This is a genomic window from Niallia circulans, from assembly GCF_007273535.1.
GTDB classification, from domain to species: Bacteria; Bacillota; Bacilli; order Bacillales; family Cytobacillaceae; genus Niallia; species Niallia circulans_B.
Genome location: NZ_RIBP01000001.1, coordinates 1,276,421 through 1,290,150 on the forward strand (window position 1 = coordinate 1,276,421; position 13,730 = coordinate 1,290,150).

Sequence of the window (13,730 nt, forward strand, 5' to 3'; positions counted from 1 at the left end):
TTACTTAGTTAGATAAACAGATTAACATTTCCATTCTCTGCATCCGCTAAATAAGCAGCAACACCTGCATATTCTATGTTACCTAATAACTCCTCTTGTTTTAGTCCTAATAAATCCATTGTCATAGTGCATGCTACAAGTTTGACATCTTGTTCTTGAGCCATTTCAATTAGTTGTGGTAAAGGCATAGCATTATGCTTTTTCATAATATCCTTAATCAGCTTAGGACCCATTCCAGCAAAATTCATTTTGGATAGTCCCATTTTATCAGCACCTCTAGGCATCATCTTGCCAAACATTCTTTCCATAAACCCTTTTTCCACAGCAATATCCTCATCCTTACGTAAGGCATTTAACCCCCAAAAAGTGTGGAAAATAGTTACCTCATGATCATAAGCTGCAGCACCATTGGCTATAATATAAGCAGCCATTGCTTTATCATAATCACCACTAAATAATACTATTGTTGTTTTTTTCTTTTCAGTCATGTTGTTACCTCCACTACTTAATATAACCAATACCCGTATGGGTATTATTAAAAGCAAAAAAATTATCCCTTTTTAATCCAAAACTACAATACACCATTTTCTTCTTATTGATTCAAAAATTTGACCTACTGTTTTAGACCACGCTGAAAGATCATTTGTTGCCCCTTTATCTGTTGTATGAATTTCTAATATTTCACCAGTTTCAAGTTCAGTCATGCCTTCTTTGATTTTATAATTGGCATTGGAAATGCTAATCCTTTTGCATCTAACAATTTCTCAGTTTCAAAAGTAATCACTCTTTCTTATACCATTACCCCTATAGGTATAAAACTGATTAAAAAAAGAGAAAGTGTCAACTCTTTTTTATCTGCTTTTTACAAGTAGGTTTACAGCTTCTTTTACTAATTCCTCTGTATTCTCGCCATTTTTATCAGCTTCCCTAACACATTCAATCAAATTTGAGCTAACAATTAATCCTATTGTTCGGTCAATTCCAGTTCTTGATGCAGATAATTGTGTAATTACTTCCTTGCAATCTTTATTATCTTCCATCATTTTTAAAATTCCTCTTAACTGTCCTTCTATACGTTTAACTCTATTTTTTATTTGTTCATTATAATCCATTTTTTTCCTCCCTTTTTATAGTAAATAATCATGTAATGATGATATTTATAATTAGTGTTTTAATTTTTAGCATTTTATATCAGTTTCAATTTTAAGTATTAGCAAATGAAATATTTTATTTTCACTTACAAGCTTCATGATATACCCCTATAGGTATAATGTCAATAATTAATTTTATAAAAAAGACCGCAATTAGTTTGGCGGTCACATTTAATATATAGTGCGTTAAGAATTAATTTCATTATAATGATACACTTTTATCAAGACATCTAATTAAACGCTCTTTTTTTCTAAAATATCCCAATAAACATTTTCCTCTTATATACGCAGTTTTTCTCAATATACCAACTCTACAAACCACATATCTCCTAATTAGCAATTAATGATTCTCTTTTATCTCTAATTCTTCTTACGTCAAGAAACTAAAGAATTTTCACTCGCTGTGATTGTTTCTTTTACCGATGTTTAGAGATTAAAAACTTAGCAGGAATGAAAAATTTCCTTTACTTTATGATAAGCAAGCTTTTCTCTTCGATAAGTATCTACTAGTCCTTTATTATTCTGGGATTTCGGCCTACCATGAAACCACCCCTTGTCTACCCTACAATCTGCATACTGCCAGATTATTACCCCACTTAATTCTTCATCCGATAAAATAGTAGTTACTTGTTCCGTTAAAGCAGACTGCTGGTATTCTTCCGTCCACTTTTCCTGATTATTATTCCTATAACCATAAATTGCACCAGCTCCAATTTCACTGATTAGTAATGGTTTACCCGCTCCAGAAGTACTATTAACGAACTTTTTAAGATTATATAAGGAATCTTTTACTGATGTTTCATGATACCATCGCGGGTAGATATTAAAAGAAACTATATCAACCAAATCTAGGCACAAATCTGACCCTATATGAGCTTCAAGACTTGCAAAGGATACCGGACGACTAGGATCTAAATGTTTAATAAGTTCAAACTGTTTTGCGTAGCAGGACCTCCCAAACTCTGTGTTACTCACACATTCATTTAATATTCCCCATACATAGATAGATGGATGATTTATATGACTATCAATCATTTCTTTAATACAATCCAAACTTTGTTTCTCAAAGTTTTTGTGTCTCATCTGTTCTTCACTTAATCCTCTTGCATGTGCCTCTTCCCATACAAGTATTCCATTCTCATCACATAAATCCAGAAAACGCTCATCATTAGGATAGTGACTAGTTCGAATACAATTTGCACCTAATGACTTAATAATTGCAATATCTCGATACATTGCTTCCAGGGGAAGTGCACATCCAAATTCAGCATAGTCTTCATGGCGATTTACTCCTTTAATGATTACCTTTTCTCCGTTTAACAAAATGTCCTTTCCATTGACTTTTACTTCACGAAATCCTACTCTGTCTATAAAATCGTCCACTTCTTTTTCCTTGTCAAATAGCTTTGCTTCCAGCATATATAATTTTGGATTCTCCAATGTATAAGTAGTTGCAGCAGGAAACGCAAAGGTATTCTCTAATTGTGTTTCAGCATTAGAAGGAAGTACTTTGCCAACAAAGGAAATCTCATCATCCCCAACCTTAATTTTCAGCGTTACAATCTTTTTCTCATTGGAAAGATTACTTAGCAAAGTTCTGATTGATGCATACCATTTACCATTTTCCTGATAAGGAATAAAGTGAGTATTTTTAATAAACATTTCACCAATTTCCTCCATTACTATCGGTCGGGTAATTCCACCGTAAGAATGATAATCGTTGCTCACATGCAAAGCAGACTCCTCATGAAAGGAATTATCCACAATAACCTCCAGTAAATGTTCACCATGAGATATATCCTGTAATAATATATCGAATTCTGTATAAGCATTATAATGGTATCCAACCTGCTTCTTGTCCAGGTATACATATGCCGTATGGCTGACTCCTTTAAATACTAGACGGGTATTTCCCCCAAAGGTTACTCTCTTTGAATACACTGCCTTCCCTTTATAAGAAGCAAGCTTAGGATTGCTTTCCCAGCAGCTCGGAACAAGCATTTTGTATTCCTCTTGTTTTTTACCCGATGAACTTAAGATATGAAAATCCCATATAGAATCAAGTGGTACTTCTCTACGTACCATGTGATTTTGAAATAACCTCGTATACATGAATACCCTCCAAGCTTCTTTTTATTAGTTTTATTAACATCTATTAAAATTACTACAAATATCGCCACTGATAAAAAGTAAGATTATTACTGATTCATCAAGCACTTGATAATGGTTTCAATATAATACTTTAAAGGTATATCTTCAATAATATATAATAAGATGAAACTGATATATACTGAGGTGATATAGATATGTTTAAAATTCTGCGTATGGGTTGCAATACTGCACACGGTAACAACTTTGCTGTTAATCGCCCTAAAGGGTATGAATGGTGTCTTCTCTTGTTTGTTAAATCTCCGGCAGTTTTTATTATTAATGGAGAGGCTATATCTACACCAGCTAATACTCTTATAATTTTTGACAAGAATTATCCTCATGAATACAGATCGAGCGAAGCTGATTACAAAAATGACTGGATACATTTTGAACTTAATGCATCATTCTTTGACCAATACCCAATTAATTTGAACACCCCGTTGTATATCTCGAACCATTTATTTATATCTGATTCAATCCAAAAAATAGCAAATGAATTTTATTCTAACAATTCTTATAAGGAGCAAACCATCGAATATTTAATGCGCGTTTTATTCTTAAAGACGAAAGAACTGGTTGAGACAAATACTCTCCAACCTTGGCGCTCAAAAGTTCATGAGGAACTTATTAAACTTCGAAGTGAAATATACAGCAACCCTCAAAATGACTGGTCAATAGCTTTAATGGCTAGTAAGCTACATATAAGCTGTGGCCATTTACAAAATATTTATAAAAACACCTTTCTTATCTCATGTATGTCTGATGTTATAAACAGTAGAATTACTTATGCTAAGGAGCTTTTAATGGAATCTGATTCACAGGTGGGGGAGATTTCAAATTTATGTGGTTATCAAAATGAAGTTCATTTTATGAGGCAGTTCAAGAAGTTAACTACTTTAACTCCTTCTGAGTATCGTAGGTTGAACAGTATGACAGGTAAGTAAAGTTTATGTTTATGCTTCCAAACCTTTTTCTAGCAGTTTAAATGGCGTCATTCTCGGCGATAAAGTGAAGTTTTCATTATAGGTCAAACTATTACCTCTGCAAGCTTAACCAAGTCACCTGCCTTCTTTATATTCTGGTCATTACATCTCTGAAGCCCTGAGAGTCCTTAATTAAATGAGCTCTCCGTTTAATTGGCACCCTAACTGCATTAACCAGTAACATTAAAGGTTTCTTTACTGATTTTATTAAGCGTTAATTACTTAACGCAGACTGGAGTTAGTATAGTTTCATGGACACAATTTAATTAAGTCCTTACAATTATTTTGAGAGGATGTGTCCGAATTGGAACGTAAACCTGCAGGCAAAAAATATAACGATGATTTTAAGAAAACGATTGTGGATTTGTATCATTCCGGCAGCCCGGTTAAAGAATTAAGCAGCGAATATGGCGTATCAGAAGTAACAATTTATAAATGGGTGAAAGACTTTACCCCTATTGGTTCAGAAAAAGAGGCGCTGACACCAAAAGAGTTAGCCGAGATTCAGAAAGAAAACCTTCGGTTAAAACAGGAGGTAGAAATCCTAAAAAAGGCTATGGCCATATTCGCGAAAAAGTAACCGAATCAGAGCTCATCGATTTTATCGAGGAACACAAGGATCATTATCCCGTCCAGAAAATGTGCGAAGTACTGGCCGTGCCAAGAAGCAGCTACTATGGCTCCCTTGAAAAAACGACGTCAAAACGTGAACTAGAAAACCAGGAACTCACGCAGGAAATCCAACGGATTCACTTGGAAAGTAAGTCGCGTTATGGCGCACCGAAAATCCATAAGACCCTATCGAACAACGGGGTTTGTTTAAGCCTGAAGCGTGTCCAGCGCTTAATGAGAAAGGCAGGCATCCGTTCGATTACCAGGAAAAAATACCGTCCTTTCCCCTCAAAAGAAAAGGTTGTGCAGCTGGGTAATCTTTTAAAAAGAGACTTCTCTACCTGCACGATCAATGAGAAATGGGTGGCGGATATTACGTATATTCCTACTGTAAAAGACGGTTGGTGCTATCTGGCCTCAGTATTGGATCTGCATTCGAAAAAAATTGTTGGCTATTCTTTTTCTCGTTTTATGACTTCGGAATTAGTAATCGAAGCACTTCAAAACGCCTGTTTTTCTCAAAAGCCCCGAAAGGGCTTAATTCTTCATACCGATCTTGGCTCACAATATACCAGCAGTGAGTTTACTCAGCATGTCCAAAAATACGGAATCAGGCAGTCTTTCAGTCAGAAAGGCTGTCCTTATGACAATGCCTGTATAGAGTCATTTCACGCCATATTAAAGAAAGAAGAAGTCTATCATACCCAGTACACAGACTACCGGGCAGCGAAGCTAGCCATGTTTCAGTTTATAGAGGGCTGGTACAACAGAAACAGAATTCACAGCAGCATCGGCTATCAAACACCTCAAGCTATGGAGGATCAGATTAGAAGAACCGCTTAATACTTAACTTTTTTGTGTCCAAATTATTGACTCAAATCCAAGACTTATAAATTTATATATTTCTTATTTATGCATCTTCTCCTGTCTGTTAATGAAACTGCATACTAACTTATAATTAATTTTACTTTTCCTTTTGTGAAAATATCATATTTTCATGCAGCCTAAATGCATCTGGTTGCAAGAAAGAATCTTGAAAAACGGGGTCATACTAAATTCTAATAAACCGAAATAAAGAAGGCCTAATTTGCTTATTTTATTTCCATATTCACCAATTCCATTGGAATCAAAACGCATAGAGATACTACTTGGTAACGATGACCACTTAATAGATAGTTAGATAATGTAGTAATAAGTACAGTCCACGAAATCAATTGCTTCTCATAAAAAAATGTCCCCATAAATTTTGGGGACATTTTTTTATTGATTCTATTCTGGACTTCCATTAAATACTTCCTAGAGTTTATACATCCTCGTGTGCCAAAGACACGGAAATCTTTCGGTAGGCGTTTATTTCTTTTTCAAGATTGGTAACCTTTTGTTCCGCAATACAAACTGCATCGGTGCCAGCAATAAAGCGACTTGGAGGAGATTCTTCATTTGAAATCTTAATGAGCATCTCTGCGAGTTTAGCCGCGTCACCTGCCTGTCTTCCATTTTGGGCATTGAAAGAATCCTGATTTCTTTCTCTTCTGCCTGAATAGTCCTCAATCGAAGGTTTAGCGTAAGTCGACGACTCTTTAGTTAGAAACTCGGTGCGGAACATCCCAGGATTTATTATTGTAGTATATATACCAAACGGAGAGACCTCAGGCTGCAGCGATTCCATCCATCCTTCGAGACCGAATTTTGATGCGGCATAGGCAGTATTAAACTCGAACCCGGAAAGGCCAGCACCTGAAGAAATCGTGATAATGTGACCAGAACGATTATTACGCATCACAGGCAACACTTCTCGGGTAACATTCATTGGACCAATAAGATTAGTCCTCAACTGCGAATCAATTTGTTCAGGAGTAAGCTCCTCAAAGTATCCACCTAAAAAATTAGCGGCATTATTTATGAGAACATCAATCTTTCCAAACTTGTCAACCGCAGCCTTGACAGCTGCCTTGGCATCAGAAGGACTAGTAACATCCAGCTTAACAACTAGAAGGTTTTCATTCTCTTCCATGATTTTAGAAATCTTATCTGTATTACGACCTGTAGCAACCACTTTATTACCTTGAGCAAGTGCAGCCTTAGTAAACTCTATGCCCATTCCACGACTAGCTCCCGTGATAAACCAAACTTTTTCCCTATTCCTCATATTTTTTTTCCTCCCAGATCGCTTAAAGAAGACCTTCGTCCCACTTGTAGTGCGGACTTTTGATGATATTATTCAAACTAATAACAACTACTATATCTATATTGAAGACGCTACCAATTCTTGTTACTATGGTTATTACATTTTATTTTAGCCATTCGCTTTTGATATATCCAATACTTATATCTAATATCATGATATGCTTAATAAGTATTTCACATAAATATATACTAAAACCTTAATAAAGAAGGAATTTTAGATGGAATTTAGGGTTTTACCTCATTTTCTTACTGTTGCAAGAGAAGGAAACATTACAGTTGCTGCAAATTATTTACATGTACCCAACCTACCTTATCAAGACAATTAAAAGACCTTGAAATAGAGTTAGGAAAAAAAACTATTTATTCGCAGTAGCCATAGTATCATTCTTACAGATGAAGGATTGCTCTTGCAAAAGAGAGCAGAAGAGATTATCGATAAAAATTTATCTCGTGTTTTTTGTTTTAATTTATTATTATGTATTTAAATATATATATCTTTTAGTTAGTTGTGAGAACATAATTGAAAAGTTATAATGCTACAACATATGCAATATTAAGTACTGACTGAAGTCTGGTTATGCAGTAAAACAGTTTTTTGATCAGAGTTTAATTCATTTGTGGAAAATTAGTTATGGACAAATTTATCCGATACTAAAATTAATTGCCCAAGACGAATTAACATAAATTCGTACTTCATCTGACCATGGAAAACCTGATAGTAACGATCTCCTTCTTCCTACTATTCACTAATTGTTATTTTATAGTAAACTATAATTATAGTTGTTTTACCTGATTTTTTGTTTTCGCATCCATTGAGTAGCTACCCATTTTTCTCCTTTGATAACAGGAGCTCCACCGTGTAAAGTTAACTCGTTCAAATCTTGATTATTATAAAAATACTCAAAATAGACAGCGCTTCCTTTTTTAGGGGATATGGACAGATTTAGTTTTGGGAAATAGGTTTCTCCACCTTCTTCCACATCATTCAAATAAATAACGAGTGTGCTAATTCTATTGTTTTTTGCAGCTTTACTAGCAGAATTGAAAAAATCAAAATGTGCTTTATATTCTTGACCAGGTGTATATTTAAGAATTTGGATACCTTCAGCATGTTCAATAGGAATACACATTATAGCGGAAATTCTTCTTTCTAATTTTTCAAGAAGATCAATTTCGCTCCCTTGGAAAAACATACTACTACTTGTTCTAATATCATTCACTTCTCCTTCTCCAGAAGAACTAATCTTAGAGCGTTTTAAATTATCTTTAGAAAATTCAATTAATTCATTGCATTCTTGATCACTTAAAACATTATCTAAAACAACTATTAGGGGTTCATCAAATTTAGTAACAATATTTATTTTTCTGTCATCTGCAATAATGTGATCTCCACTTTGATAAAAAATAGTTTCTTCATTGATAATTTTTGTCATTTGTTTCACTCCTTATAACATTTTTATTAAATTAATGGCTTTTACAAGCCCTTATTTCAGTCATGAGCTGTTGCCAAACATATTTATATCAAAATCCTATTTTAGCTAAAAGAGGTCTTGTTTATAAAGTACCATAAAAAACAAATCATTCCTATCTTATTCAAAACCAATATCTCTACTAAATTAATCATTAAAAAAGATATGATATAGGTTTGCGAATAGGCTTAATCGGTTCGTTAACCCCTAAAACTTCATTGATAAAACTTCCTCTCTTCTTCTAAAGTCATTTCATTTTCTCATTTTACCCTTTTGGTTTAACATTCTTCTTTTCTGGAACCAGCTATAATAACAGAGAAAGCACCAAATCCTAAGATTTCTACTAATTCACCATTTTTCAATGCTTAAATTCAACAAAACAAGCCATAAAATCACCAACACAAACAAATAAATCTAATTAGTTTTTCAATTACAATTTCCCGCAAGAGAAATTACACAACATGATAAAAAATACCTTATAATTAAGTTAAGAAACTGCTGAAGTATTTACTCTTATTAATCATTCAGAAAGGTTTGATGACGATGACGAAATTATATTATAGTGGTGTAAAATATGGAAAAAGTGATGTTGATGTAAAATTATTGGTTGATATACAAAATGATTGGTTTGAGGTAACGCATACCAAGGAAGTGTCTCAAGTAATGAATAAATCAACAGGTGAATATATCACAGTAAATCGAAACAGCTTAAAAATTGAGGTTGCTTCATAATACAAAAAAAGAATTTAATTTAAAGATATAGCCGTAACGAAAATCTAGTATACGGCTTTTTTTTGTTAATTTCACAGGCGAAAATATATCAGTGCAAAGCTATATGAATTGAAAAAACCAAATGAAAAAAATGCATAAATTCAATTCCATTCTTTGTATCAATATTAAATACGTCTGTAATAATCTTCTCTTCTTAAAGGAATTAATTTATATTTTTCTATTAATAATATAAAAATCCTTCTTCTACTTAACTCCTAAAACAAGCATTAATCCTTCTAAGCTTGATTCCCAACACAGAAAAAACCGCCTAAACCCAGATACCAACAGTTTAGACAGTTTTTTAAAAGCATTATTATCATTCACCAATGCTTTTCTACTAATTAAATCTAACCAACTATCTGCTTCTCCTTACTAATAAAGAAATGATACAGAGCACCATAAAGATTGGCATCATTTTGAAATTTACAAGCTACAACCTTAGGATTCGCAACATGCATCGGATTAGCTTTTGTCACTTCTGCCAATGCCCAGTGTATTCGCTCAAGTAAGACTGGTTGAGCGCTTATTCCTCCACCAATAGCAAAAGTTTCAGGGTCTAAAATATATTGCAGATTTAGAATCTGTGTTGCTAGATGGATACAAAACTCGTCGAATATAACCATTGCCTCTTCATCCTTATTTACAATATACTTAAAAACACTTTCTCCATCCGTTTTATCCGTTAGCTTCTTTAATTCTGCAATCCGGCGAATCATTTCTACAGCAGAACAAGCAAATCCAAAAAATTGACCAACCCTTGTTTGTATTTCTATATTGTCCATTACATAGCTGACTTCACCAGATGATTGGTGAAAGCCTCGGTGTATTTTCCCATTCATTATAATGCCGCCGCCAACACCACTGCCGAGAACAAGCACTACTGCATCTTTAACGTTTTTTAAATTACCAAGCCATAGTTCAGCCAAAGCTGCGCATTTTCCATCATTCTCAATTGAAACTTCCTTCTGATACTTTTCTTCAATTCGCTGTTTTAAGTTCACCTTATGCAAAAAGGGAAATGAACCTCCATGATAAATCATACCTGATTCTACATCAATTGTTCCTGGACAACTGATAGCGATCCCTTTGACATGTGTTGAATCATATTTATCAATTATCGAAAAAATAACATCCTCAAACTCTGCTCTATTTTCTCTTGATGCAGGTGTCTTTCCCCTGTGTGTAATCTTTCCAGAGGCATCCATTAAAGCAAATTTAACAAAGGTGCCACCAATATCTAAAACTAAATACATGCTTATTCTCCTCATCAGGCAAGTTATACATTATGAAAATATTACATTCATCAAATGAATGTGCTTTGTTTATCAGTTTATCTATTGTTGTGCTCTTCTTGCTTCTAGCTCTGTCATAATTTCTTCATGTGGCTTCTCCCACTTATAGATAAAAATCATCACAAGAATAGCTACAACACTCAAAATCAATGGTAACCAAATATAACTTAACGCAATCATATTTAATGTTGCTGAGGATTGAGCTTGATTTGCAATGTAACCACCTGCAGCAAGTAACCAAACTGGGATGGCACCACCAAGTCCTGAGCCTAATTTATTGGCAACACCAGAGGCTGAAACTAGGATACCAGGGGCACGGACACCTGATTTCCATTCACCATAATCAACAGTATCCGCCTTTAAAACAAATAGTAGTCCTGTTGGTAATCCTAATCCAATTGCACCAATAATTGTACCTATAATGATCAATGTCACATTCGATCCGCCCATAAATATAATTAAATGACCAACTATATTAATAGAAAGACCTGTTATTATTAATGATTTTTTACTAAACTTTTTCGTTAAGAACGGGATGGCTAAAACACCCAAAAGTGAACTCATTGCAAGAGTATTAACGATAGAGATTATTTCAGGCTTGTTAATGTAATACGTCATATAGTAAATCCCTGCTGATAATCTCATTATATTTAGTGTGTAAAAAGTAATCCCAAATAAGACAACACCTAACCACGGACGATTACCTTTAATTGCTTTTATACTTTCTTTCACAGGAATAGATTCATAGCCAGACGCACTTTGCACACGTTCTCTTGTATTAAAGAAGGTAATTAAAAATAAGGCTAATGCTATGACAGAAAATATGATCATTGTGTAGAAAAAACCTGTTTGCTGATTACCGGCCCCTAAATAAGCCACTAATGGAAGCAGTGTCAAGTTAACTATTAATCCACCTATTTGACCGCCAAACATACGGAATGTGTTTGCAACTGTTCTTTCTTGAACGTTATTTGTCATACTTGGGAGCATTGTCTGCAATGGATTATTAACAGCAGCATATAGCACATTAGCTGCGATATAAAACACATAAACATAAGCCAATTTCCCGGAAGCGCTTAACTCTGGTCCCATGAAAAGCAGAATGGATACAATCGTAAACGGGAAACAAGACCATAAAATCCAAGGACGAGATTTCCCCCATTTCGTGTTTGTTTTATCAATTAATATTCCTAATATTGGACTGTCAATCATATCTACTAATCTCGCAACCAACATAAGGGTCCCAACAGCAGCTGCACCTATACCGTAAACATCAGTGAAGTAAAATGTTAAATACGTTGTCAAAACAGTATATATTAAATTAGATCCTGTATCGCCTAAAGCGTAGCTTACTTTTTCTAACATAGACATTTTTTGATTCGTAGTTGAATTATTTCTATGCAAATCTTGTTCTCTTAACCCCATTGTTTTCACTCCCTTAAGATATTGAAGCGTTTACATTTTATCGATAAATATTAGCCTTGACTGTTTAGATAGTTGCAATCGATAGTTTCTATCATTAAAAATTTTTCATAAACCAGAAGCAAATCAAAAAATTTTTTTTAGCAACATAAGTAAACAATCCAATTATATTTACAGGATTTATTCATACAAATAATCACATCAAGAGATTAGATTGGATACACCAAAATCTTGTCACTTACCTCATTATTAACAGGCCAAAATTCTGATATATCCATTCTTATGGGGAATTTTTGCTGTAAATTTTATGCATACCTTTCATTCATCCTAATAATGAATAGAAGTATCCCCAGATTTTAATACAGTAATCGTTGCTCTTACATGCTTTCTCATTAATTCTTCCGCCAAATCGCCGTCTCGTTTCTCTAGTGCATCAATAATCGCCATATGCTCCGGGTATGTTTCATCAGGTGAACGATATAGACCTTGTGTTAAGCTAGTTTGGATAACTTTACATGATTCCAAAGATCTCGAAAGGTGGAAATCCTTCGTTTCCTCTGCTATAAAATTATGGAACTTTTTATCTGCTGCATAATAGGCATCTTTATCATTTTCCTGTCTTTTCTGATAGGCACTTTGGAAAATCGCTCTCAAATAGATTACTTTCTCGTCCTCAATTACTGGAGCTATTAATCTACATGCTAATCCTTCCAAAACAGCCCGAAGCTCGAATATGGAAATCATATCTTCTAGAGTAAACCTCTTGGCGTACCAACCCTTTGGCGTCCTGTACAATAAGCCCTCCATCTCTAATTCAGCCATTGCTTTACGCAAAGGTGTGCGACTAACTCCCAATGTCTCAGTCAATTGGTTCTGAATAATCACTTGTTCTGGAGGGAATTCACCATTTATAATCATTTCACGTAATTTTAAGTAAACAGTTTGGTCTAGCGTATTTTTTGCTGCCTCTAAGTTATGCATGGAATCATCCTTCTATTTTATGGTTTTATGGTTTTGATATCATATTACCATAAACGACGGGGCTTGTATCCGGCATGATGAAGGAAATCACTTGCCGTATCCGTGTTTAATATAGCAGGATTTAAACCAGACATCTTAGACATAACAGCCATTTTGCATGTCATTTCAATTGTCTCTAGACACATACGGGCTTCCTGCATCGTTGCGTCAAATACAATAACACCATGATTTTTTAAAATTAATACATTTGCCTCGCTAGCCTTTGCACCAACTGCGGCTCCTAGATCTTTACTGCCTGGATGATAATAGTCCACATATGCTATCCGTTCGGCATAGTACATGCTTTCAATAAACAATTTACTTTCAATCTGTAGGTCTGTACATGCTGCTAAAGTTGTCCAGAATGGAGAAGCATGTATGACGAAGCCTGTATCTGGTCTTGCTTGATATATCGCAGCATGCATGGGTATTTCCTTGGAAGGCCGCTTTTTATCGCTATTAAATTGCCCAGAGGAAATTGTTACCTCTACTAAATCTGACTTCTCTAAATGCCCCATATACGTGCCAGATCCTGTAATAAGCATCGTATCTTCATCAACACGTTTGCTTATATTGCCTGAATTCCCCCAAGCAAGTCGAAAGTTCATCATATATTGGCCAACGTCAATAATATCTTGCTCTGACTTCCTAATTGTTCTCACCTCCTTTCCA

Annotated in this window: 12 protein-coding genes and 3 pseudogenes; 5 read left to right on the forward strand and 10 right to left on the reverse strand. The window is 34.5% G+C overall.

The window, feature by feature from the left end:
* Nucleotides 1–8: 8 nt before the first annotated feature.
* The 4 genes and pseudogenes from CEQ21_RS07140 to CEQ21_RS07155 all read right to left on the reverse strand — a co-directional run bounded on the left by CEQ21_RS07140 (nucleotide 9) and on the right by CEQ21_RS07155 (nucleotide 3,263).
* The gene (locus tag CEQ21_RS07140) at nucleotides 9–488 is read right to left on the reverse strand and encodes a DsrE/DsrF/DrsH-like family protein (RefSeq protein ID WP_185763880.1); all 480 of its coding nucleotides are present in this window, start codon (nucleotides 486–488) and stop codon (nucleotides 9–11) included.
* A 62-nt stretch (nucleotides 489–550) separates the two neighbouring features.
* Nucleotides 551–730 (reverse strand): annotated as a pseudogene (locus CEQ21_RS07145) (sulfurtransferase TusA family protein).
* A 121-nt stretch (nucleotides 731–851) separates the two neighbouring features.
* Complete coding sequence (locus tag CEQ21_RS07150; protein WP_144454610.1) at nucleotides 852–1,112, reverse strand: metal-sensitive transcriptional regulator; 261 nt, start codon at nucleotides 1,110–1,112, stop codon at nucleotides 852–854.
* Between the two features lie 480 nt (nucleotides 1,113–1,592).
* Entirely contained in the window at nucleotides 1,593–3,263 is a 1,671-nt protein-coding gene (locus tag CEQ21_RS07155; protein ID WP_185763881.1) for a glycoside hydrolase family 2 protein, read from the reverse strand.
* 194 nt (nucleotides 3,264–3,457) lie between these two features.
* Between CEQ21_RS07155 and CEQ21_RS07160 the strand changes: the two genes are divergently transcribed.
* Complete coding sequence (locus CEQ21_RS07160) at nucleotides 3,458–4,246, forward strand: AraC family transcriptional regulator (RefSeq protein WP_185763882.1); 789 nt, start codon at nucleotides 3,458–3,460, stop codon at nucleotides 4,244–4,246.
* A 343-nt stretch (nucleotides 4,247–4,589) separates the two neighbouring features.
* Nucleotides 4,590–5,740, forward strand: a protein-coding gene (locus CEQ21_RS07165) for an IS3 family transposase (protein WP_235907194.1) whose coding sequence is annotated in 2 segments (ribosomal slippage) — nucleotides 4,590–4,839 and nucleotides 4,839–5,740 — 1,152 coding nt in all. Because the reading frame shifts where the segments join, the coding sequence is not laid out codon by codon here.
* Nucleotides 5,741–6,200: 460 nt separating this feature from the next.
* Here the strand turns inward: CEQ21_RS07165 and CEQ21_RS07170 are convergent.
* The gene (locus CEQ21_RS07170) at nucleotides 6,201–7,046 is read right to left on the reverse strand and encodes an SDR family NAD(P)-dependent oxidoreductase (RefSeq protein WP_185763884.1); all 846 of its coding nucleotides are present in this window, start codon (nucleotides 7,044–7,046) and stop codon (nucleotides 6,201–6,203) included.
* A gap of 256 nt (nucleotides 7,047–7,302) precedes the next feature.
* Between CEQ21_RS07170 and CEQ21_RS27125 the strand changes: the two are divergent.
* Nucleotides 7,303–7,521, forward strand: a pseudogene (locus CEQ21_RS27125) (LysR family transcriptional regulator); the annotation flags it as partial.
* Nucleotides 7,522–7,604: 83 nt separating this feature from the next.
* Nucleotides 7,605–7,762: pseudogene (locus tag CEQ21_RS27390) on the forward strand (PadR family transcriptional regulator); the annotation flags it as partial.
* A 107-nt stretch (nucleotides 7,763–7,869) separates the two neighbouring features.
* On the opposite strand, the gene CEQ21_RS07180 reads toward CEQ21_RS27390, so the two are convergent.
* A complete protein-coding gene (locus tag CEQ21_RS07180; RefSeq protein ID WP_185763885.1) occupies nucleotides 7,870–8,517 on the reverse strand; it encodes a 2OG-Fe(II) oxygenase in 648 nt (215 codons plus the stop codon).
* A gap of 579 nt (nucleotides 8,518–9,096) precedes the next feature.
* Between CEQ21_RS07180 and CEQ21_RS07185 the strand changes: the two genes are divergently transcribed.
* Nucleotides 9,097–9,285, forward strand: a complete 189-nt coding sequence (locus tag CEQ21_RS07185) for a hypothetical protein (protein WP_185763886.1) — start codon at nucleotides 9,097–9,099, stop codon at nucleotides 9,283–9,285.
* Between the two features lie 386 nt (nucleotides 9,286–9,671).
* Here the strand turns inward: CEQ21_RS07185 and CEQ21_RS07190 are convergent, their stop codons facing one another.
* The 4 genes from CEQ21_RS07190 to CEQ21_RS07205 form a co-directional block, all read right to left on the reverse strand.
* Nucleotides 9,672–10,577 (reverse strand): ROK family protein, encoded by a 906-nt coding sequence (locus tag CEQ21_RS07190; protein ID WP_185763887.1) that lies wholly within the window; start codon nucleotides 10,575–10,577, stop codon nucleotides 9,672–9,674.
* Between the two features lie 81 nt (nucleotides 10,578–10,658).
* Entirely contained in the window at nucleotides 10,659–12,041 is a 1,383-nt protein-coding gene (locus tag CEQ21_RS07195) for a glycoside-pentoside-hexuronide (GPH):cation symporter (protein WP_185763888.1), read from the reverse strand.
* A gap of 324 nt (nucleotides 12,042–12,365) precedes the next feature.
* Nucleotides 12,366–13,019 carry a GntR family transcriptional regulator gene (locus tag CEQ21_RS07200; RefSeq protein WP_185763889.1) on the reverse strand — a complete coding sequence of 218 codons (654 nt, stop codon included), beginning with the start codon at nucleotides 13,017–13,019 and terminating at the stop codon, nucleotides 12,366–12,368.
* A gap of 44 nt (nucleotides 13,020–13,063) precedes the next feature.
* Nucleotides 13,064–13,720, reverse strand: a complete 657-nt coding sequence (locus CEQ21_RS07205) for a class II aldolase/adducin family protein (protein ID WP_235907195.1) — start codon at nucleotides 13,718–13,720, stop codon at nucleotides 13,064–13,066.
* Nucleotides 13,721–13,730 lie beyond the last annotated feature (10 nt).